General features: G+C 63.8%; 19 protein-coding genes. 14 read left to right on the forward strand and 5 right to left on the reverse strand.

Annotation, left to right across the window (positions count from 1 at the left end; genetic code table 11):
- Complete coding sequence (locus tag CR152_RS12915; protein WP_099875264.1) at positions 1–1,989, reverse strand: PAS domain S-box protein; 1,989 nt, start codon at positions 1,987–1,989, stop codon at positions 1–3.
- 125 nt (positions 1,990–2,114) lie between these two features.
- Between CR152_RS12915 and CR152_RS12920 the strand changes: the two genes are divergently transcribed.
- From CR152_RS12920 to CR152_RS33645, 7 genes are all read left to right on the forward strand, one after another.
- Positions 2,115–3,107 (forward strand): TRAP transporter substrate-binding protein, encoded by a 993-nt coding sequence (locus tag CR152_RS12920; protein WP_099875265.1) that lies wholly within the window; start codon positions 2,115–2,117, stop codon positions 3,105–3,107.
- A gap of 88 nt (positions 3,108–3,195) precedes the next feature.
- On the forward strand, positions 3,196–3,765 hold the full coding sequence (locus CR152_RS12925; protein WP_099875266.1) for a TRAP transporter small permease: 570 nt from the start codon (positions 3,196–3,198) through the stop codon (positions 3,763–3,765).
- Positions 3,762–5,042, forward strand: coding sequence for a TRAP transporter large permease (locus CR152_RS12930; protein ID WP_099875267.1), 1,281 nt, complete (start codon positions 3,762–3,764; stop codon positions 5,040–5,042). Before CR152_RS12925 ends, CR152_RS12930 begins: the two co-directional genes overlap by 4 nt.
- On the forward strand, positions 5,015–5,263 hold the full coding sequence (locus CR152_RS32895) for a hypothetical protein (RefSeq protein ID WP_157778462.1): 249 nt from the start codon (positions 5,015–5,017) through the stop codon (positions 5,261–5,263). Before CR152_RS12930 ends, CR152_RS32895 begins: the two co-directional genes overlap by 28 nt.
- A 95-nt stretch (positions 5,264–5,358) precedes the next feature.
- Positions 5,359–5,880 carry a methylated-DNA--[protein]-cysteine S-methyltransferase gene (locus tag CR152_RS12935; protein ID WP_099882292.1) on the forward strand — a complete coding sequence of 174 codons (522 nt, stop codon included), beginning with the start codon at positions 5,359–5,361 and terminating at the stop codon, positions 5,878–5,880.
- Positions 5,853–6,758, forward strand: a complete 906-nt coding sequence (xerD, locus tag CR152_RS12940; RefSeq protein ID WP_099875268.1) for a site-specific tyrosine recombinase XerD — start codon at positions 5,853–5,855, stop codon at positions 6,756–6,758. Before CR152_RS12935 ends, xerD begins: the two co-directional genes overlap by 28 nt.
- A gap of 77 nt (positions 6,759–6,835) precedes the next feature.
- Positions 6,836–7,000, forward strand: coding sequence for a hypothetical protein (locus CR152_RS33645; RefSeq protein ID WP_167087072.1), 165 nt, complete (start codon positions 6,836–6,838; stop codon positions 6,998–7,000).
- A gap of 92 nt (positions 7,001–7,092) precedes the next feature.
- Here CR152_RS33645 and CR152_RS12945 read toward each other — a convergent pair whose 3' ends face one another.
- From CR152_RS12945 to CR152_RS12955, 3 genes are all read right to left on the reverse strand, one after another.
- Entirely contained in the window at positions 7,093–7,551 is a 459-nt protein-coding gene (locus CR152_RS12945) for a nuclear transport factor 2 family protein (RefSeq protein WP_099875269.1), read from the reverse strand.
- A 97-nt stretch (positions 7,552–7,648) separates the two neighbouring features.
- Positions 7,649–10,789, reverse strand: a complete 3,141-nt coding sequence (locus CR152_RS12950) for an efflux RND transporter permease subunit (RefSeq protein ID WP_099875270.1) — start codon at positions 10,787–10,789, stop codon at positions 7,649–7,651.
- 3 nt (positions 10,790–10,792) lie between these two features.
- A complete protein-coding gene (locus CR152_RS12955) occupies positions 10,793–12,025 on the reverse strand; it encodes an efflux RND transporter periplasmic adaptor subunit (protein WP_099875271.1) in 1,233 nt (410 codons plus the stop codon).
- Between the two features lie 346 nt (positions 12,026–12,371).
- Here CR152_RS12955 and CR152_RS12960 point away from each other — a divergent pair, with 346 nt between their 5' ends.
- The gene (locus CR152_RS12960; protein WP_229413371.1) at positions 12,372–14,906 is read left to right on the forward strand and encodes a sensor domain-containing protein; all 2,535 of its coding nucleotides are present in this window, start codon (positions 12,372–12,374) and stop codon (positions 14,904–14,906) included.
- On the opposite strand, the gene CR152_RS12965 is transcribed toward CR152_RS12960, so the two are convergent.
- Entirely contained in the window at positions 14,887–15,861 is a 975-nt protein-coding gene (locus CR152_RS12965) for an endonuclease/exonuclease/phosphatase family protein (RefSeq protein WP_099875273.1), read from the reverse strand. The two genes, CR152_RS12960 and CR152_RS12965, sit on opposite strands and share 20 nt — an antisense overlap.
- Positions 15,862–15,899: 38 nt before the next feature.
- On the opposite strand from CR152_RS12965, the gene CR152_RS12970 reads away from it, so the two are divergent.
- The 6 genes from CR152_RS12970 to CR152_RS12995 all read left to right on the forward strand — a co-directional run bounded on the left by CR152_RS12970 (position 15,900) and on the right by CR152_RS12995 (position 22,491).
- Positions 15,900–16,391, forward strand: coding sequence for an aminoacyl-tRNA deacylase (locus tag CR152_RS12970; RefSeq protein ID WP_099875274.1), 492 nt, complete (start codon positions 15,900–15,902; stop codon positions 16,389–16,391).
- Between the two features lie 240 nt (positions 16,392–16,631).
- Positions 16,632–19,049 (forward strand): M66 family metalloprotease, encoded by a 2,418-nt coding sequence (locus CR152_RS12975; RefSeq protein WP_157778463.1) that lies wholly within the window; start codon positions 16,632–16,634, stop codon positions 19,047–19,049.
- A gap of 349 nt (positions 19,050–19,398) precedes the next feature.
- On the forward strand, positions 19,399–20,016 hold the full coding sequence (gene plsY / locus CR152_RS12980; protein WP_099875276.1) for a glycerol-3-phosphate 1-O-acyltransferase PlsY: 618 nt from the start codon (positions 19,399–19,401) through the stop codon (positions 20,014–20,016).
- A gap of 60 nt (positions 20,017–20,076) precedes the next feature.
- Positions 20,077–20,739: a DsbA family oxidoreductase gene (locus CR152_RS12985; RefSeq protein WP_099875277.1), complete on the forward strand. Its 663-nt coding sequence runs from the start codon at positions 20,077–20,079 to the stop codon at positions 20,737–20,739.
- Between the two features lies 1 nt (position 20,740).
- Positions 20,741–21,031, forward strand: a complete 291-nt coding sequence (locus CR152_RS12990) for a DUF427 domain-containing protein (RefSeq protein WP_099875278.1) — start codon at positions 20,741–20,743, stop codon at positions 21,029–21,031.
- Positions 21,032–21,255: 224 nt separating this feature from the next.
- Positions 21,256–22,491, forward strand: a complete 1,236-nt coding sequence (locus CR152_RS12995; protein WP_099875279.1) for a CmpA/NrtA family ABC transporter substrate-binding protein — start codon at positions 21,256–21,258, stop codon at positions 22,489–22,491.
- Positions 22,492–22,518 lie beyond the last annotated feature (27 nt).

Below are 22,518 nucleotides of genomic sequence, written 5' to 3' on the forward strand. Positions count from 1 at the left end.
CTACCCCAGCGGCGCCGCTTGCGCCGGCAAGCTGAAGCTGAAGATGGTGCCGCCGGCCGGATTGGCGGCGTGTTTCAGGCTGCCGCCGTGAAATTCGACGGCGCTGCGGCACACCGACAAACCCATGCCCATGCCTTCGGCCTTGGTCGAGAAAAACGGCGAAAACAAGCGTTCGGCCACCTCGGGCGCAATGCCGTGGCCCTGGTCGGTGACGGCCACGCACACCTGGCCATGCTCGCAGGTGGCGCTGATGCGCAGTACCCGCCGCCCGGGGGCGATGTCCTGCATCGCTTCGATGCCGTTGCGCGTCAGGTTCAGCAAAACCTGTTCGAGCATCATGCGGTCGGCGCTCACGCACGGCAGGTCGGGCGCGATATGGGTTTCCAGCACCACGTAAAACTTGCGCGCCTGCAGTTCGATCAGCGCGTAAATGCCCTCGACCAGGGCATGGACGCCAATCTGCTGGCGCTGCGGTTCTCGCTTTTTGACGAACTCGTGCACGCTGCGGATGATCTGGCCGGCCCGCTGGGCTTGCAGGCTGGCCTGTTCCAGCGCCGGCTTGAGCTGGCCGGCGTCGACCGCCTCGGCGCTGGCCTGGGCCCGTCCCAGCACGTTCAGCGCGCCCGTGGTGTAACTGGCGATCGCCGCCAGCGGCTGGTTCAGCTCGTGCGCCAGCATCGAGGAAATCTCGCCCATGGTGGCCAGGCGCGCGCTCGCTTGCAGCTTTTCCTGCTGCTGGCGGTTGAGTTCCTCGACGCGTTTCAGGTCGGAGATGTCGAGAATCGAACTCATCCAGCCGGTCTGGCGCCCGTCGCTGTCGACCAGCGGAGCCTCGAAAATGAGCACCGGCACGCGCACGCCGTCGGTGCGCTGGAAGATGGTTTCGAACTGCTGGGTCGCTTCGCCGGCCAGCACGGCGGCGAAGCGCTGCTGGTAGACCGCCATCGCTTCCGGCGCCCAGTAGGGCATGGGCGGGGTTTTGCCCAGCAGTTCCTCGGCCGGCAGGCCGACCATCTGGCAAAACGCCGGGTTGACGTAGGTGACGCGCCCTTCCAGGTCGCGCGCGCGCAGGCCGGTGACCAGCGAATTTTCCATGGCCGTGCGAAACGCCATCTGCTGGCGCAGCGCGCCTTCGGCCGCCAGCCGGCGCGCGATGTGGCGCCACAGCGCCGCCAGGCTGGCCACCAGCCCCAGCGCCAGCAGCACCACCGATCCGACCAGCAGGTTGGGCAGCAGGCGCGGCTCGCTCTTGACGCTGTCGGTGGCCAGCATGACCGAGGCGCCCGCCAGGTCGAGCGCGCGCTTGTGGGTGTACACCCCGCGCCCGGGACCGGCGGCGGCGCGCTTGGCCAGCAGCGCGTCGTCGCGGTCGAGCAGGGAGATGGCGTTATCCTGGGCGAACCACCAGGGCACGGTTTCGTCGAGCAGGATCTTGAGGTCGACCGTGGCCACCAGGCTGCCCACGTAGGCGCCGTCGCGAAACAGCGGCAGGTGGTAGTCGAGCAGGCGCTGGTGGGGCAGGGCGCCGCGATACGGTTCGGCGTAGCGCCCGCTGCGCCCGGCGCGCGCCATCTCGGCGGCGTCGCGCGCGGGTTCGCGCAGGGAAGGGGCGCCGGGCGCCGCGCTCGACAAGATCAGGCGGGCGTCGGCATCGTACCAGCGCACCTGCTCCAGCTCGTGGCTGAGCTTGATCATCTGGGCCAGGCGCGCCTGCAGTACCGCTTGGTCCAGCTTGCCTTCGGCCAGTTCGGCGCCGAGCGCGGCCAGCGCTTCCTCGTTGCGGGTCAGTTCGAAGCGGATGGTTTGCTCGACCCACAGGGTGTCGGCGATCAATTGCTCCTGGCGCTCGTTGGCTTCCATCTGGCGCGCCTGCCACGGCAGCCAGAACAGTACCGCCAGAAACAGCAGCACCAGCAGCACCGGCAGCAGCCAGCGCCACGGGCCGCCGAGCACGAAAGGGGGACGCGTGGGCTTGGATGAGGAAGTCATGGCGCAAAGTGTCCGAAATTGTGTCTCTTGGCTATTGTGGTTATCCACAATTGCAGTGCAGAATGACGGTTGGCAGACTGCCTTGCAGTCAAGAAATGTTGGTTACCATTAACAGGGAGACAAGTATGCAAATTAAATCGCTCGTCGTCGCGCTCGCCGCCGCGGCCAGTTTCAATGCATGGGCGCAAGCGCCGATCGTCATCAAATTCAGCCATGTTGTGGCAACCGACACACCCAAAGGCCAGGCCGCGGAGCGCTTCAAGGTGCTGGCCGAGAAAGCCACCATGAACCGGGTGAAGGTCGAAGTCTACCCGAACAGCCAGCTGTACAAGGACAAGGAAGAGCTCGAAGCCTTGCAGCTGGGCGCGGTGCAAATGCTGGCCCCCTCGCTGGCCAAGTTCGGCCCGCTGGGTGTGAAGGAATTCGAAGCCTTCGACCTGCCTTACATTTTCCCGAGCAAGGCGGCGCTGTACAGCGTCACCGAAGGCCCGATCGGCAAGGGTTTGCTGCAAAAACTCGAACCGAAGGGCATTACCGGCCTGGCGTATTGGGATAACGGCTTCAAGGTGATGTCGGCCAACAAGCAGCTGCGCGTGCCGGCCGACTTCCGCGGCCAGAAGCTGCGCATCCAGTCGTCCAAGGTGCTCGACGCCCAGATGCGCGCGCTCGGCGCCAATCCGCAGGTGCTGGCCTTCTCCGAGGTGTACCAGGCGCTCCAGACCGGCGTGGTCGACGGCACCGAGAATCCGCCATCGAACATGTTCACGCAAAAGATGCACGAAGTGCAGAAGCACGTGACCCTGTCGAACCACGGCTACCTGGGCTATGCCGTCATCGTCAACAAGAAATTCTGGGATGGCTTGCCGGCCGATATACGCGCCAGCCTGGTCAAGGCGATGGCCGAGGCCACCACGTTCGAGAAAGCCATCGCCCAGCGCGATAACGACCTGGCGCTCGAGGCGATCAGGAAAACCGGCAAGACCGCCATCTACACGCCAACCGCGGCCGAACAGGCCGAATGGCGCAAGGTATTGCTGCCGGTGCACAAACAGATGGAAAGCCGCATCGGCGCTGAGCTGATCGGTGCGATCAACAAAACGGCCGCGGCAGCGAAGTAAACACACAAGCCCCCGGCGCCCCTGCCTGGAGCAGGGCGCCGGCGCGTGCCGCACCTATCTCCCTTTCCTTTTTAATTAAGGATTCGACATGAAATTTCTCGACCATCTGGAAGAGTGGATCATTGCGAGCCTGATGGGCGCAGCCACGCTCGTTGTGTTCGTTGCGGTGGTCCACCGCTATTTTTCCGGCCTGCCGATTCCGGGCGTGCAGGATTGGCTGATTCAAATTAACACCAGCTGGGCCCAGGAACTGTGCATCTACATGTTCGTCTGGATGGCGAAATTCGGGGCCGCGTATGGCGTGCGCACCGGCATCCACGTCGGCATCGATGTGATCATCAACCGCCTGAGCGCCCCATGGCGCGACAAGTTCATCGTGTTCGGCCTGCTGGCCGGCGCCACGTTTACCGCCATCGTCGGTACCCTGGGCGCCAATTTCGTCTGGCACATGGCGCAGACCGACCAGACCTCGTCCGACCTTGAAGTGCCGATGTGGCTGGTGTACCTGGCGGTGCCGCTCGGTTCCTACCTGATGTGCTTCCGCTTCATCCAGGTGGCCGTGCATTTCATCCGCACCGGCACCTTGCCCAAGCATGACCACGGCCATGTCGAAGGCCTGGACGACGAGATCGCCGCCGCGAAAGGCGGTGCCGCATGAACGCCGCCATCATTTTCGCCCTGCTGATCGTGTTGATGTTGACGGGCATGCCGATTTCGATTTCGCTCGGCCTGACCGTATTGACGTTCCTGTTTACCATGACCGACGTGCCGATCCAGTCGGTCGCGCTCAAGCTGTTTACCGGCATCGAGAAGTTCGAGATCATGGCGATCCCGTTCTTCATTTTGGCGGGCAATTTCCTCACGCACGGCGGCGTGGCGCGGCGCATGATCAACTTCGCCACCTCGATGGTGGGCCACTGGCACGGCGGCCTGGCGCTGGCTGGCGTGATGGCCTGCGCGCTGTTCGCGGCCGTGTCCGGTTCCAGCCCGGCCACGGTGGTGGCGATTGGCTCGATCATCCTGCCGGCCATGGTGCGCCAGGGCTATCCGCGCGGCTTCGGCGCCGGCGTCATCACCACCTCGGGCGCGCTGGGGATCCTGATTCCGCCGTCGATCGTGATGGTGATGTATTCGGTCACCACCAATACCTCGGTCGGCCAGCTGTTCATGGCCGGCGTGGTGCCGGGTATCATGCTGGCCGGCCTGCTGGGCCTGACCACCTGGTTCCTGGCGCGCAAGCACAACTATCCGCGCATGCCGAAGGCGAGCTGGGGCGAGCGCTGGGATGCGTTCCGCAAGAGCGCCTGGGGCTTGCTGCTGATCGTGATCGTGATGGGCGGGATTTATTCGGGCAAGTTCACCCCGACCGAAGCGGCCGCGATGGCGGCGGTGTACGCCTTCATCATCGCCGTGTTCGTCTACAAGGACTTGAAGTTCAAGCAGGTCGCCAAGGTACTGCTCGATTCGGCGTCGATGTCGGCCATGCTGCTGTACATCATCACCAACGCGATGCTGTTTTCGTTCCTGATGACCAGCGAAGGCATTCCGCAAGCGATGGCGGCCTGGATTACCGATCAGGGCCTGGGCGTGGTCAGCTTCCTGCTGGTCGTGAATATCTTGCTGCTGTTGGCCGGCAACGTGATGGAACCATCGTCGATCGTCCTGATCATGGCGCCTATCCTGTTCCCGGTGGCGATGAAACTGGGCATCGATCCGGTGCACTTCGGCATCCTGATCATCGTCAACATGGAAGTGGGCATGTGCCATCCGCCGGTGGGCCTGAACCTGTACGTGGCCTCGGGCATTACCAAGATGGGCATCTCGGAATTGACGGTGGCGGTCATGCCGTGGCTGCTGACGATGCTGGGCTTCCTGGTGGTGGTGACGTACGTACCACAGATCTCCCTGTGGCTGCCAAATTTAATTTACAACTGAAATATATTTTCCCCCGGCGTGTAAAAAAAGCCACATTTTCCGAAATTAAATACGTTATGATGAGCACCGATTCAGCACCATACTGGTGCGAATGGGGCGAACGGATTGCAGGTTGGGGGAGTGGGAAGATAGAAGAATCGGTAGTTCATACCGGAGAAAATATCGAGGAGACACGCGTTTTACAGAATGCTGTTGGCATGACCAAACGGCCGGGAACGTGAACAAAATTTGGAACGCACCGCAAGGTGCGTTTTTTTTCGTCCGTGCGCAGCGTCGGCGGATTGGTTTGGCGCCGTCGCTGCGCTACACTGCGTACATGAACAATCAAGCAGAGACTATTTTTTCGGCTATCGTGGCAGCGCCCTTCGGGGCGGTCGGCATCCGCACCGAAGCCGCGCGCGTGCGCGAGCTGGTTTACCTGCCGCCCCACTTTGGTGAAAAAGACGCGCTCGATGCGGTCGCCGAACTGGCCGCGCAGCAGGTGGCGCACTACCTGCTTGATCCCGATTTCCGCTTCACTTTGCCGCTGCTGGACGCCGGCAGCGTCTTCCAGCGCAAGGTGTGGGATGCGATCGCCTCGATCCCGCGCGGCACCGTGCGTACCTATGGACAGGTCGCCAAGCACATCGGCTCGGCGCCGCGCGCGGTGGGCCAGGCTTGCGGCGCCAACTGGTTCCCGATCATCATTCCCTGCCACCGGGTCACCGCCGCCGGCGGACTGGGCGGCTTTTCGCACCACGATGATGAAAATGGTTTCCACCTGGGCGTCAAGCGCTGGCTGCTTGCGCATGAAGGGGCGGGCAAGGGACCATGGCAACAGCAGTCAATCTTCAACTGATCGACGCCTTCTGCGACCAGCTCTGGCTGGAGCAGGGGCTGGCGAAAAACTCGATCGACGCCTACAGGCGCGACCTGCGCCTGTTCGCGCGCTGGCTGGAAGTAACGCGTCCGGCCCTGGCCAGCCTGCACGCGGTGGGCCCGAGCGATCTGGAAGGGTATTTTTCGGACCGTCATGCGGAATCGAAGCCGAGTACGGCCAACCGCCGCCTGTCGGTGCTCAAGCGCTTTTACCAGCTGGCGCTGCGCAACAAGGAAATGACGGCCGATCCGTGCCTGCAGATGGCCTCGGCCAAGCAGCCGCAGCGTTTCGTGCATACCCTGACCGAGGCGCAGGTGGAAGCCTTGCTGCAGGCGCCCGACGTGAGCACGCCGCTGGGACTGCGCGAGCGCACCATGCTCGAACTGATGTATGCGAGCGGCTTGCGCGTGTCCGAACTGGTGACCTTGAAAATGATGGAGCTGAGCCTGAACGACGGCGTGCTGCGCATCACCGGCAAGGGCAGCAAAACGCGCCTGGTGCCGTTCGGTCAGGTGGCGCGCCAGTGGATCGAACGCTACCTGAAAGAGGCGCGTGGCATCATCCTGAACGGCCAGATGGACGATGCGCTGTTCGTGACCGGGCGCGGAGGGCCGATGTCGCGCCAGATGTTCTGGATTTTGATCAAGAAGCATGCGGGCAATGCCGGCATCACGGCACCCCTGTCGCCGCATACCCTGCGCCATGCGTTCGCCACGCATTTGCTCAATCATGGCGCCGACTTGCGGGTTGTGCAACTGTTGCTGGGGCACGCGGATATTTCGACTACACAAATTTACACGCATGTTGCGCGCGAGCGCATGAAGCGCCTGCATGCGGAGCATCACCCACGTGGTTAATTCAAATGCCGAACGCATAACTGGGTCATAATGCTGTCTTACTACCCCCCTTTCTTTTATAACCCAAGAGGTGATCCATGGCTAAAACTAATTTCCAGTACGAAAAGCGGCAGAGGGAATTAGAAAAGAAGAAAAAGGCGGACGAGAAGGCCAGGCGCAAGCTGGAAGCCAAGACCACGCCTGGCGGCGAAGAGAACGAGACACCGGATGAGGATGATGCCGAGGAAGCGAAGCCGGAATAAATTCCCCATCGTCCCGGCGAGCGGCGCGCACGATGCGCGCCAGCGTCGCCCCGCGACCGCCGGCGCGCCGCACCGGGCCGCGAACAGCCAGCTTACTTTTTGCTGACCTGGCGTGCAGTATCATGGTACTGCCAGAGCACATTGACGATCTTCCACTCGCTGCGCTGGTTCTTATACAGGTGCATATAATCGATCCACTCGTCGGCGCTCAGCTTGACGGTCGCCATACGCTGGTCGACATCGAGGATCTTGATGTCCACCCGCGGCTGTGCCGGAAATTTCGTGCCATCCTTGTTGTAGGTACGGGCAACCTTGACCATGGCATCGAAGTCGGTATTCATGATGAATTCGGTGCCGTCGGCCGCCTGCCAGTACGTACGCTTGGCGAGCCTGGGATCGAGACCGCGTTCCATGCGTTGCGGATCGGCCTTGTGTTGCGACTCGATATAGTCGCGCACTGCGCGTTCGATCAACTGATTATCGGTGGCATCGGCTGCCTGTGCAGCCAGCGGCGCGGCGGCGAACAACAGAAACAGAAAAGAACGTTGCATGGGTCTCCTTCAGTAGCAGGTGAGCGGCGCAGGGGAACGGACAAGCTGTCCCCCTGCACTGTGCGATTGTTGCGATTCACGATGGCGCGACGGCTGCTCAAACGCCGACGGCGGCCCGGTCTTCCTCATGCTTCACTTCGTGTTGCCCGTCATGCTCCTGGTCCTTCTCGTTGCCCCTGAACCAGCGCGCCACGCGCCTGCCCAGGCTGTCCAGGTAGGTGTACGCCACCGGCACCACCACCAAGGTCAGCAAGGTTGAGGTAATCACCCCGCCGATCACCGCGCGCCCCATCGGCGCCTGCGTTTCGCCGCCGTCGCCCATGCCGATCGCCATCGGCAGCATGCCGAAGATCATCGCCAGGGTCGTCATCAAAATCGGCCGCAAGCGCACCTGGCCGGCCTCCAGGATCGCATCGTGCTGGCTCTTGCCTTCGCGCTGCCCGTGATTGGTAAAGTCCACCAGCAAGATCGCGTTCTTGGTCACCAGCCCCATCAGCATCACGATCCCGATCACCGAGAAAATATTCAGGGTGCTGCCCGTGACCAGCAAGGCAATCAGCACCCCGATCATCGACAGCGGCAGCGACACCATGATCGCGATCGGCTGCAGGAAGCTGCCGAACTGCGAGGCCAGCACCAGGTAGATGAAGATCACCGCGATGCCCAGCGCGGTACCGGCCGCGCCCATCGTTTCGGCCATCTGCTCGGCGTCGCCGCCGACGTCGAAGCGCACGCCCTCGGGCAGCTCGATGCTCTTCATGGCCAGCTTGACGTCGCCGTCCACGTCGCCCGTGGGACGCCCTTCGGCGCTGGCGTAGATCGCCACCCGGCGCTCCAGCGCCTGGCGCTTGAGCACCTGCGGGCTGGTCGAGGGGACGAATTGGACCACCTGGCGCAGCGGCACCATCACCGGATTGCCTTCGGCATCGCGCTTGCTCGATGCCAGCGACAGGTCGCCCAGGTCGGCCACTTTCTGGCGCCCCGACTTCGGCAGCTGCACGTTGACGTCGTAGTTCTGCCCGTCCGGCGCCAGCCAGCGGCTGATCTGGTCGCCCGCCACGAACGGGCGCAGCGCCAGCCCGATCTGCTGGGTCGACAGCCCCAGGTCGCTGGCCAGCTCGTTGTTGATCTTGACGATGGTGGCCGGACTGGCGCCTTCCTGGCTGTATTCGAGGTCGGCGATGCCCTTGATCGCGCGCATCTTGTCGATCAGCTGGTGCGCCACGGCGTCCAGCTTGGCCTCATCCTGGCCCAGGATGGCGATGAAGATCGGCTTCCAGCCCACCGACATGGTGATCCCGGCGATCGACTGCAGGCGCTCGCGGATCAAGGCCTCGACTTCCTTCTGCGAGCGGCGCCCGGTCTTGTGCACGTCGGTCAGTTTCAGGTTCATCTGGGCCGTGTGGCGCCCGTTGTCGGTGCCCACGGTGGTGATCGCGGCCTCGATTTCCCTGAACGGTTTCAGGGCCGCTTCGACCTGCTGCATCTTCTGGTCGGTGTATTCCAGGCTCGATCCGACCGGCGCCTTGAACTCCATGTGGATGTAGCCGTCGTCCGTTTCCGGGAACATTTCGCCGCCGATCATCGGCATCAAGGCCAGGCTGCCGACGAACAGGGCCAGCGCCAGCGCCAGGGTCGATTTGCGCCAGCGCAGCGCCAGTTCCAGCACCTTGCCGTACCAGAGGTGCAGGCGCTCGATGCCGTGCTCGATTCTGTCCATGCCGCGGCCCAGCCACGGCACGTACTTGAAGCGGTCCTTGACCGGGTCGCGCCAGACCGAGGAGAGCATCGGGTCGAGCGTGAAGCTGACGAACAGCGACACCATCACCGCCACCGCCACCGTGATCCCGAACTGCAGGAAAAAGCGCCCGATGATGCCTTCCATGAAAGCGACCGGCACGAACACGGCGACGATGGCGAACGTGGTGGCCATCACCGCCAGCCCGATTTCATTGGTGCCGTCGTTGGCGGCCTGGGTGTGGCTCTTGCCCATGCCGAGATGGCGCACGATGTTTTCGCGCACCACGATGGCGTCGTCGATCAGCAGGCCGATGCACAGCGACAGCGCCATCAAGGTCAGGAAGTTGAGCGTGAAACCGAAGAACTGCATGGCGATGAAGCTGGCCATCACCGAAATCGGCAGCGTCAGCCCGGTGATGATGGTGCTGCGCCAGGAGTGCAGGAACAGGAACACGATCAGCATGGTCAGCAGCGCGCCTTCCATGATGGTGCGCTTGACGTTGTCGAGCTGCTTTTGCACGCGGTCGGACTGGTCTTCGAGGATATCGATGCGGATGTCGGCCGGCAGGGTGGCGCCCATGGCGGTGACGGCTTTCTTGATGCCGGTGCCCACTTCGACCACGTTGGCGTCCTGGATCTTGGTCACTTCGAGCGTGATGGCGCGCTTGCCGTTGATGCGCGAGATCGAGGTTTCTTCCTGTTCGCCGTCGATCACGTCGGCCACCTGCTCGAGGTAGACCGGGCCGCTGGCGCGGCGCGCCACGATGATCTTGTTAAAGCCGCGCGCATCCTTGATCTTGCCTTCGATGCGCACCAGCCGTTCGGCCGCGCCCCAGGCGATGTTCCCGGCCGGCAGATTGGCGTTGGTGCTCTGGATCGCACGCAGCACTTCATCGACGCCGATGTTCTGGCTGGCCAGGCCGTCGGGCCGGATATGCACCAGGATCTGGCGGTTGGTCGTGCCGCGCACGCGCACCTGGCCGACCCCGGCCACGCCCTGCAGGCGCTTGGTGATGACTTGCTCGGTCAGGGTCGACAGTTCGCGCAGGCTGCGCTTGTCCGACATGAGCGACAGTTCCACGATGGCGCGGCTGTTGTCGCCTTCTTCACGGGCGATGAACGGTTCCTTCGCTTCCTTGGGAAAACCGGGGCGCGCGAGACCGATCTTGTCGCGCATGTCCGTCATGGCCTTGTCCATGTTGGTCGACAGGTGGAATTCGACCTGCACGCCGGCCCGGCCTTCCCAGGAATTGCTGCGGATTTTCTTCACGCCGCTGACGGTGTTGATGGCGTCTTCGAGCGGGCGCGTGATGTCGTTTTCCACCTGTTCGGGCGAGGCGCCGGGGTAGTTAACCTGCACGTAGGCGACCGGAATGGCAACGTTGGGCATGCTTTCCACGCCCAGGCGGCGGTACGAGAACAGGCCGAGCACGACCAGGGCCACCATCACCATGGTGGCGAACACCGGATTCTTGATACTGGTTGTTGTGATCCACATGGCTCAGCCTTTCGGAGCGGCGGGGGCGGCCGGCGCGCTGGTGACGCTGGCGGTGGCCGGCGGCTCGCTCAGTTTTACCTGGCTGCCGGGCTTGACCGCGTCGAGGCGGGCGGTGATCACGCGCGCGCCGTGCTCCAGGCCATCGGTCACTTCGACCATGCCTTCATCGTCGTTGCGCAGGCCGAGGGTGACCGGGCGCACCACCACCTTGCCGGATTCGACGACGTAGACCACGTCGATCTCCTTACCCTTCTCCTTGTCCTTGCGCAGGGCGGCGACCGGCAGCAGCGGGCGCAGTGCCGATTTCTGGGTGGTGATCGCGCCCTTGGCGAACATGCCGCCGCGCAGGGCGCTGTCGGCATTGTCGACACTGATATAGACCAGCATGCCGCGCGAACCGGTTTCGGTGGTCGGGTTGATGCGCGCCACCTTGCCGGGGAAAGTGCGGGATGGATAGCCATCGACCCGGAAACGCACTTCCTGGCCGACCTTCACGCGCGGAATGTCCGACGCCGGCACCTGCGCTTCGAGCGTCAACTGCTGCAGGTTGACGATCGAGAACGCCGGCATGTCGGGCGAGAGCTTGTCGCCGGCCTGCACATGGCGCTTGCTGACCACGCCGGCCAGCGGCGCGCGGATCACCGTGTCGTTCAGGGCGATGCGTGCCAGCTCGACCTGGGCCTGGGCGGCGCGCACGCTGGCGCGCGCCAGCGCCACGCTGTTTTCGGTGGTGTCGTAGGCGTTTTGCGAAATGTATTTTTGCGCCAGCAGGGCGGCGCTGTTGGCATTGTTCTTGGTGGCCATCGACAGGCGCGCAGTGGCTTCATCGAGCGCGGCCTGCTGCTGCGCCATGCGCGCCTTCTGGTCGGCCTGGTCGAGCCGCGCCAGCACCTGGCCGGCGGCCACGTTCATGCCTTCCTGCACGGTCGTTTCCAGCACCTGGCCCGAGACCTTGGACTTGACGGTGGCCTGGGTCAGCGGCGCGAGCGAACCGGACAGCGGCATGTTCACGCTCAGCTCGCCGGCGGCGATCGCCGCCACGTCGGCGCGCGCCAGTTCGTACACCGGCGCAGCCTTCTTGGCGTCCGGGCCCTGGGCGGCCGGCTTGCGCGCCTGCACGGTGAACCAGGCGCCGGCGCCGAGGGCGACGATCAGTACGCCCAGCGCGGGAGCGCGCCAGCGTGGCTTGCGGAGGGTGGGCTGGGCCGGCGCGCTGGGCAAGGTCTCGAGTTTCATGGTGGCTTGGTCTTCTTCTGGTCGGGCGGGTGGTTGGGGCGCAGTGCGGCTCGCCTTGCGGAGCGCAGGTGCACCGTCCTGTGCGCAGGATGGTGTCACGGGCGCATGTTGTCACTATAGAAAACCGGCGCCCCGGCCGCACCCCGAATGCGACAGACCGCCGTTTGTGCACGACGAACTGCGAAAAAACCCGACAAAGCGCAAATTTTGCGGATTAGAAACAATTCTCCCGGCCTCCACTTTGCGTGCGCGCAAACGGAACCGAACCTGGGTCGTCAGAATGGGTCTAAGAAGTCATGGCCGGCGTGCCGGCAAGCTCTGTCCACAACGAAATGAAGGGATCGCCGTGAGTGCTGATAAACCTGCCCAAATGGGCAGTGTCGAGCCGGATGGACCGGGACGCGAGGCGCTCGACGTCCTGTACCGTTTCGTCGCTGCCCTTGAACTGGCGCCGACGGTGGCCGTGCACAGCACCGACCGCAACGGCATCGTGCGCTACTGGAACCATACCTGCGCCGAGGTCTTCGGCGTCAGTTCGGCCGAGGCGGTCGGGCGTCCCCTGACCAGCCTGGCCTCGCACCTGGAGCGCGAGGAAGACTTCCGCAACACGCTCGACACGGTCTGGAAGACCGGCCGCACGGCGCCGCCGCGCGACTGGCGCATCAAGCGCCTCGACGGCGCCGAGCGCTGGCTGTATTCGACCCACTTCCCGGTGCTGCGCGACGGCGTGACGCAGCAACTGTTCTGCATGGAAGTGGACATCAGCAAGCGCAAGGTCGACGAAGCGGACCTGATCGAAGCGGGCATCAACTTCCGCCAGCTGTTCGAGCGCTCGACCGACGCCATCGTGCTAATCAAGGGCAACGGCATCATCGATGCCAACCCGGCCGCCCTAGCCATGTTCCGCTGCGCCGGCAAGCAAGACATGGTCGGCAAGACCCTGCTCGATTTTTCGCCCGAGGTGCAGGCCACCGGCGAAACCTCGACCGTGGCCGACGCCGCCCTGACGGCGCGCGCCTTTATCGACGGCAACCACCGCTACGAGTGGGAATTCTACCTGTCGGACCATACCCATATCTGGGCCGAGGTGCTGCTCACCTCGGTTACCCTGGACCATGAATTCCTGTCCTACGCGGTGCTGCGCGACATTTCCCCGCGCAAGGCGGCCGAACATGCGCTGGCCATGGCCGCGCGCGTGTTCGAGAAGTCGCGCGACGCCATTCTCATCACCGACCGCCACTACCGGGTCATCGCGGTCAACCAGGCGTTTACCGCCCTGACCGGGGTGGCGGCGGCCGAGGTGATGGGCGGCGACGTGCCGGGCTTGCGCTCGGGCATGCACGAACCGGCGTTCTACCAGCAGATCTGGGACTTCGTCGCGGTGCACGACCACTGGGAAGGCGAGGTGTGCTGCGTACGGCGCGAGGAGGGCGATCTCCCGGTATGGGTAGCGGTGACGGCCATTCGCGACAGCGCCGAGCAGGTCTCGAACTACATGGCGATCATGACCGACATCACCGAGCGCAAGCGCGCCGAGGAACAGACCCGCTACCTGGCCGAGCACGACTTCCTGACCGATTTGCCGAACCGCGTGCTGTTCCTCGACCGTCTGCAGCAGGCGCTGGTGTCGGCGCGGCGCCAGCACACCAAGGTGGGCGTCATGTTCCTCGACCTGGACCGCTTCAAGGGCATCAACGACAGCTTCGGCCACCACGTGGGCGACGCCGTGCTCAAGGAAGTGGCCACGCGCCTCACCGGCTGCGTGCGCGGGGTCGATACCGTCAGCCGACAGGGCGGCGACGAGTTCGTAGTCATCCTGGCCGACATCGGCGGGGTCGACCAGGCCGCCCACGTGGCCACCAGCGTCATGCACGCGGTGGCGCAGCCGGTGCGCAGCGATGGCCACACGATCAGCCTGTCGGTCTCGATCGGCATCGCCATCTGCCCGGACGACGGCGCCGACATCGACACCCTGCTGAAAAACGCCGACGTGGCCATGTACCACGCCAAGCAGAACGGGCGCAACGCCTTCAGCTTCTTCAATGCCGACATGAATGCCCACGTCATCGAACGGGTGCAGATCGAGAACGAATTGCGGCATGCGCTGTCGAACCAGGAGTTCCTGCTCGAATACCTGCCCGAGGTGAACATCGCCAGCGGCCAGACCATCGCGGTCGAGGCACTGCTGCGCTGGCGCCATCCGCAGCGCGGGCTGCTCATGCCGCACCAGTTCATTCCGGTGGCCGAAGAATGCGGGCTGATGGTGCCGATCGGCGAATGGGTGCTGCGCCAGGCGTGCGCGCGGGCGCGCGCGTGGCGCGACGAGGGCTGTCCGGTGGTGGTGGCGGTCAATCTGTCGGGGGCGCAGTTCATCGACAGCGGCCTGGTGCACAGCGTCGAGGAAGCGCTGCGGCTGTCCGGGTTGGCGCCCGAATTTCTCGACCTCGAGTTTACCGAAAGCGTCATCATGCGCGGCGACGACGCCACCATGGCCACCATCGCCACCTTGCGCGCGCTCGGGGTGCAGCTGACCATCGACGACTTCGGCACCGGGTATTCGAGCCTGAGCTTCCTGCGCCGCTATCCGCTGACCAAGCTGAAGATCCACAGCTCGTTCGTGAAAGACATTGTGGACGCGAATACGGACGCGCCGGCGAACGCGAACGCGCCGGCGAATGCGAGCGCGAACGCGTCCGCCAAGGCGAATCTGATTCCGGCCATCATCGCGGTGGCGCGCAGCCTCAAGCTGCGCGTGATCGCCGAGGGCGTCGAGACGGCCGAGCAGCTGCTGTTTCTACGGCAGCATGGCTGCGACGATTACCAGGGGTATTACGCGAGCATGGCGTCGAGCGACCCGGACCTCAAACCCCGCCCTCGCTGAGGCCGCGCGGCCCGTCGAACAGGCGGATACGCGCCAGCACCTGGCCGTGGTCGGACGCCTCGGGCAGTTCCAGCACGACGTGGTCGTTCAGGTACACCACATCGACCACCTCGCCGATTGCGTTGGGCAGGGCAGCGTTGAATTCTTCCGACACCAGTATGTGGTCGATGGTCGTGTAGTGGCTGTCGTGCACGATGGAAAAGCCCACGTGGCGCAGGTGATCCTGGCGCTGCTGCAGCTGGTAGGCGTCGAACATGCGGTCGCCCAGGGTATTGCCGTTACCCAGCACGATCATGGTGGTCACGGCGTCGGCCACATCGTTGAAGTCGCCCAGCACCACGCGCGGACGCTGGTGTTCTTTGGCCAGCTGGCTCAGGAACACGCGCAGGGCCGCCGCTTCGGTGCCGCGCCGGATCAGCGAGCGCAGGCAGGCCAGCGCGTACAGTTGCGGGTCTTCGCTGCTGTCGCCGTTGCGGTAGTCGGGACGCTTGGACTTGAGGTGCACCACCACCACGTCGACCGTGCAGTCGGGCGAGACGATCACCGGCGCATGGATCACGGCGCGCGAAAAACGGTCGGCTTCGCGGCTGCCGGGCGGCAGCGCCACGCCCTCGGGGAACTGCAGGTGGGCCACGCCGGGCGCGGCCAGGGGCAGGCGCGATACCAGCGCCACGCTGGGCGTGAGGCGTTCGGCGGCCGGATCGGGATCGAAGCCGACGTGGAAGGCGTCGCGGTAGCGGCGGGTGCGCGCCAGCGCTTCGCGCAGGGCGGCCTGCGAAAAAATCTCCTGGAAGCCGATCACGTCGGCATCGAGCAGGTCGATCTGGCGTGCGGTCCAGTTCAGCTTGGCCTCGTATTCTTCCGGCGTGGACGGCAGGAGATTGTCGTACAGCTTCGCGCCGGGCGGGGCGAGGTTGTACACATTGAAGGTGGCAAAGCGAATTTCTTGCTGCATAATAAGAAACTCCTCATTGAACGTTTAGCGTATCACGCATGGCCAAGAAAGAGCACATTTCCGAAACACCGGCGACGCAGTTCCTGCGCAAGCATGGTGTGATTTTCAGCGAACATCCCTATCCGTATGAAGAGCATGGCGGCACGTCGGTGTCGGCGCGCGAGCTCGGTGTGTCCGAGCATTCGGTGGTCAAGACGCTGGTGATGCAGGACGAAGCGGCCAAGCCGCTCATCGTACTGATGCATGGCGACTGCAAGGTGTCGACCAAGAACCTGGCGCGCGCCATTCCCTGCAAGTCGGTCGAGCCGTGCAAGCCCGAGGTGGCGCAGCGCCATTCCGGTTTCCAGATCGGCGGCACCTCGCCGTTCGGCACGCGCAAGGCGCTGCCGGTGTATGTGGAAGGAAGCATCCTGGTGCTGGAAACGATTTATATCAACGGCGGCCGGCGCGGCTACCTGGTCGGCATCGCTCCGCAGGTGCTGGTCGATCTGCTCGGCGCGCGCGCGGTGAGCTGCGCGCTGGAAGAATAGACGCTGGCCGTCCGACGCGCGCCAGGCGTGGGGATGCGAATAAATGCATGAGTGAAAGTATTTGAGGCGGCTAACCGTCTCGGATGCCTTTGGCGCATCCTCAGCCGTGGTTTTGATACAAAAATTTTACGAAAATTTCACTAATATTCTTAACAAAAGTTTACTTTGTCGAGTCCGGCAGGATAATGTGCAGCCTGTTTGCATAGAAATACATCCTTGAAACGCTGAACCGGAGTCGATATGAGACGTTTGTTGAAATGCCTGGCAATGATTGCCTTAACCAGCGGGGTGCTGACCGCATGCGGCGATAACACAGGCGCATCGAGCGCCCCCCGCGCCGCCGGCGCGGACGCCCCACCGCCTGTCGTGAGCACGGCCGATGCGGCCGCAACCGGGGTGATGACTGGCGGCGGCGCCAATGCCGGCAGCGCGGCCGGCCTTGCCGATGCTGGCGCCGCCCCGATCGCCATTACCAGCGCCATGGGCGTGGCCGCCGCTGCATCGACCACGCAATGGACATTTTGCGCCAACGAAAACAGCCGTTGCGTTTTCACCGGCAACCAGACCGTTCGCTATGGCGCGGGCGACCGCTTCGTCAGCAAGACGCTGGGCTGGGGCGCCTCCTGCAACAACGCCACCTTTGGCGATCCGGCACCGGGCGCGGCCAAGCGTTGCGAAGTCACCAGCACCTGGGAAGCGTGCGGCACCGAGGGCGGCCAGTGCGCTTTCGGCGATACGCGCACCGTGCGCTATGGTTCCGGCACCAGCTTCATGAGTAAGACGGCGACCGGCGGCGTCGCTTGCAACAGCAATGTGTTCGGCGATCCGACGCCGGGCATCGCCAAACGCTGCGACAAGGCCGCCGTCACGTGGACCTTGTGCGCTCCGGAAGGCGGCCGCTGCAATTTCAGCGGCACCAGCGCGGTGCTGTTCGGGGCGGAAGGCAAGTACTACACCTATACCAAGACCGACGGTGTCGATTGCAACACGACCGCCATGGCCAACCCCGCCCCCGGACTGGTGAAAAGCTGCTATATCCCTGGCGCGCCGATTGCCGACGCTACGCCACCGGTTTCCGGCGATCCACGCATCGGCAGCATCCAGCTGGCGCAATCGCAACTGTTCGACAGCGGCGACAGCGCCCTGATTTTGATCAGGGGCAAGGCGGTGATGGTCAAGGTCAATGCCCTGAGCAACACGCCAGGCGTGACCAAGCCGGACGGCAAAGTCCAGGTCAAGGATGCGAATGGCAATGTGCTGCGTGAAATCGCCCTGAACAAGCCGGCCGGTGCGCTTCCAGCCAGCGTCCCCGTCGTGCCCGATGCGAACACCTCGTACATCGCGGTGGTGCCGGCCGACCTGGTCCGCCCTGGCCTGCGCCTGAGCGTGGTCCTGGCGAATGGCCAGAACAAGACCATCAATCCGCGCGTTGGCGGTGGTGTGCCGATGGAGCTGGTCACGATTCCGGTCCAGATCGGTAGTTCGGTCGGCCGTGTCGTCGGCAACCTGCGCGACTTCGTGCAGGATCGCATTCCGGTGTCGGGCGTGAACCAGTCGGGCCGCGCCGCGTATGTGTCGTCGCGCGTGACGCGCTTGCCCGTCAATGAAACCGAATGGCGCGATGCGTTCGGTAAAATCCTGGGCGAAATCGCCGACTTGCACCGCCTGGAAAACGCCAACGATCGCCAGCATTACTTCGGCTTCATTCCGAAAGCGACCTACGGCCTGGCCGGCCTGGCCTATGTGCCGGGCACCAGTGGCGTTGCCGCCGATATTCCATCGATGAATGAAGATGGCTTGCGCGGTATCGTGGTCCATGAGCTGGGTCACAACTACCGTCTGAACCACGCCGCTTGCGGCGGCGCCGGCTCGCCGGACCCGAAGTATCCCTACCCGAACGCGCAGCTGGGCACGGGCAGCCACTACACCTGGGGCTATCTGTTCAGCAGGTCTGCCTTCTTCGATCCGCGCAACCCGAATACGCATGACATCATGAGTTATTGCGGCGGCAGCACCTTTTCGGACTACAACACCAATCTGATGCAAGCATTCCTGACCCCGGCGGACACGCTGATGAAGGCGACGGCTGACAATGCACCACAGGATCTGATCCTGGTCAGCGGCCAGATCAGCGGCGACAAGGCAACGCTGTCGCCATTGAAATCGTACATCGGCCGCGCCCGGGTGCAGGACAAGGGTGAGTACACCTTGCGTATCGTCACCGCCAAAGGCGCGCTCGACTATCCGTTCTCCACGCTGGTGGTCGACCATGCAGAGGAAATGAAGTCGCAGAACTTCAGCCTGTCGATTCCGAACCCGGGCACGATCGTCAGTATTTCGGTGGTCAAGGGCACGGCCAACCTGATGCAGTCGACCGCCCGCCCGACCCCCGAAGGCAGCGTCAACGGCGGGAAGCCCGTGGTGCAGGTGCGCGAGCAGGCCGGCAAGGTGCAACTGAGCTGGGATCACACCCGGTATCCTTTCCTGACGGTGACCTTGGTCACCGATGCCAAGCGCTCGACCCTGGCGCAGGATCTGCAACATGGCAGCGCGGTCTTGTCCCTGGGCCCGCTCCCGGCCGGTGGCGCGTTCGAATTCAGCCTGTCCGATGGCGTCAATACGATGCTGGTCAAGCAGGAGCGCGACAGCGCGCTGTGACAAGGCGGGGGCCGGCTGGCCCCTGGTAACGCAAGCGGCCCGCAAGGGCCGTTTTCCGTTGAGCGTCCCTTTTTTCGGGCGCCTGGCAGGATCGGGCTTGGCCTTGGTCATGGGCATGCTGATTGATTGACATGGGGCGCAGGGAAGAGCGCAAGGTGTTCCACGCGCTGCCTGACCGTGCCGCTGCTGGCCAAGGTCTGATGGGGGAGATGTTGCGCTGTTGATGAAGGAGCGTCCCGAACGGCCCCGGCAGGAGGGTGAACAGGGGTAAGCAGGGGTGATCCGGCCGCGACTATGGTGTATATTCACGCCCGGCGCATGGCGCCTCTTCCCAACGAGAGAGACAACAATGAATACAGCAATTTTCACCATCGTCGCCTATCTGATCGGCTCGATTTCGTTCGCCGTGGTGATGAGCCGCCTGTTCAGCCTGTCGGACCCGCGCACCTACGGTTCCAAAAACCCGGGCGCGACCAACGTGCTGCGCAGCGGTAACAAGGGTGCGGCCATCGCCACCCTGATCGGCGACGCCGCCAAGGGCTGGTTCGCGGTCTGGCTGGCGGTGCGCCTGTCGGGCGAGTATGGCGTGGGCACGGCCGGCATCGCGCTGGTGGCCGTCGCCGTGTTCCTGGGGCACCTGTGGCCCGTGTTCTTCCGCTTTGTGGGGGGCAAGGGCGTGGCCACCATCCTGGGCGTGCTGCTCGGCATCAATGTCTGGCTGGGCCTGGCGGTGCTGGCGACCTGGCTGGTGGTCGCCTTCGTCTCGCGCTACTCCTCGCTGGCGGCGCTGGTGGCCGCGATCCTGGCACCGATTTACTACGGGCTGGCATTCGGCATCGATGAACTGTTTTTCGCCGTGGTGGCGATGAGTTCGCTGCTGCTGTACCGCCATACCCAGAACATCGCCAACCTGATGGCCGGCAAGGAAAGCAAGATCGGCAGCAAATCGGCGGGCGCCAAAAAATAGGGTGTGCGGGTGCGATCTGCCGCTTGGCGCTAGAATGGAACGCCCGACCGACAGGAGCACCTGGTGACCAAGCTGAAAATTGATTTTGTATCCGATATCTCCTGCCCCTGGTGCGTGATTGGCCTCAAGTCGCTTGAACAGGCGCTGGGCCGCCTGGACGGCGTGGCGAGCGCCGAACTGCACTTCCAGCCCTTCGAGCTCAATCCGAACATGGTTGCCGAAGGCCAGGACATCGGCGAACACCTCACTGAAAAATACGGCGCCACGCCGGAGCAGGGCGCGCAGACGCGCGAAATGATCCGTGCCCGCGGCGCCGATTTGGGCTTTCGCTTCGACATGGATGCGCGCAGCCGCATCTACAACACCTTCGACGCGCACCGCCTGCTGCACTGGGCCGAGCTGCAGGGGCGCCAGCGCGAACTCAAGATGGCGCTGTTCGAGACCTACTTCACCAAGGGCGAGAGCCCGGGCGACCTTGCCGTGCTGGCGCGGGTGGCGGGCGAAGTGGGCCTGGACGCCGCGCAGGCGGCCGAGGTGCTCGCCAGCGGCGCGTATGCCGGCGACGTGCGCGAGCGCGAGCGGTTTTATCAGCAGCAGGGCATCAGTTCGGTGCCGGCCATCATCATCAACGACCGGCACCTGATTTCGGGCGGGCAGCCGCCGGAAGTGTTCGAGCAGGCGCTGCGCCAGATCGCAGCCGAATCCACGTCACAGGAGCATTGAGATGCCTACAGCAAGCTGGAACGGCGCCGTGATCGCCGACGCGACGGAAGATCAGGTGCAGATCGTCGAAAACAATGTGTATTTCCCGATGTCGGCGGTCAGGCAGGAATATCTGCAGCCGAGCGCGACCGAGACCAAGTGCCCGTGGAAGGGCACGGCGAACTATTTCAGCTTGCTGGTCGATGGCGAAACCAACCGCGATGCGGTGTGGACCTACCGCGCACCGTTCGATGCCGCCAAGCAAATTGCCGGGCACGTGGCGTTCTGGAAGGGCGTCACCGTTCAACGCTGACCTGAAACTGTCGTTTCAGGCAGTGCCAGGAAGTCGTTTCTGGCAGTGCCAGAAACGACGATCATATTTGGTGCGCCGCACAATAACGGTGCCAAAAACCTCCCATCACGGCGCTTTGCGCCGCTAAGTTCTTCCTCCCTCACTCTCATTGCCCGCTGGCACGCCATTTGCTGATGCTTTGGTAACGGCGCACGCCTGCGCCTGGCTTGCCAACCGAGGGAACCATGACGACCGACCGCTCCACCCTGACCCGCCGCACCCTGCTCAAGGCCGGCGCCGCCGTCTCGCTGACCGGCCTTGCCAGCGGCGGTGTTTTCGCCGCCGGCTCCGACAAACCCGAAAAAGAAGAAATCAAGATCGGCTTCATCCCCCTGACCGACTGCGCCTCGGTGGTGATGGCCTCGGTACTCGGCTTCGATAAAAAATACGGCATCAAGATTGTCCTGAGCAAGGAATCGTCCTGGGCCAGCGTGCGCGACAAGCTGGTCAACGGCGAACTCGACGCCGCGCATGTGCTCTACGGCCTGCTATACGGCGTCCAGATGGGCGTGGGCGGCGCCAAAAAGGATATGGCGGTCCTGATGAACCTGAACCACAACGGCCAGGCCATCACCCTCTCCAAAAAAGTGGCCGACAAGGGCGGCGTGGACGGTGCCTCCCTCGCCAAACTGATGCAGACCGACAAACGCGAATACTCCTTCGCCCAGACCTTCCCGACCGGCACCCACGCGATGTGGCTGTACTACTGGCTGGCGACCTACGGCATCAACCCGCTCAAGGACGCCAAGGTCATCACCGTGCCGCCCCCGCAAATGGTGGCCAATATGCGGGTCGGCAACATGGATGGCTTTTGCGTGGGGGAGCCGTGGAACCACCGCGCCATCGTCGACGGCGTCGGCATCACCGCCGCCACCACCCAGGATATCTGGAAGGACCACCCGGAAAAAACCCTCGGCACCACGCTCGAATGGACCAAAAAATACCCGAACAGCGCGCGCGCCCTGATTGCCGCCGTATTGGAAGCGAGCAAGTGGATCGACGCCGGCCTCGTCAACAAGACCAAGATGGCCGCCACCATCGCCGACAAGTCGTACGTGAACACCTCGGTCGATGTGATCAACCAGCGCATCCTGGGACGCTACCAGAACGGCCTGGGCAAGACCTGGGACGATCCGAACTACATGAAGTTCTACAACGACGGTTCGGTCAACTATCCCTACCTGTCGGACGGCATGTGGTTTCTGACCCAGCACAAGCGCTGGGGCTTGCTCAAGACCGAACCGGATTACCTGGCCACCGCCACCAGCGTCAACCAGATCGGCCTCTACACCGAGGCGGCCGCCATGGCCAAGGTGAGCGTGCCGAAGTCGCCGCTCCGCACGGTGAAAATGCTCGACGGAACGGTTTGGGATGGCAAGAATCCCAAGGCCTACGCCGAATCCTTCAAGATCAAAGCCTGAACCGGGAGCCCATGATGAGTGCCGTGC

This window comes from Massilia violaceinigra (assembly GCF_002752675.1).
Taxonomy (GTDB): Bacteria; Pseudomonadota; Gammaproteobacteria; order Burkholderiales; family Burkholderiaceae_D; genus Telluria_A; species Telluria_A violaceinigra.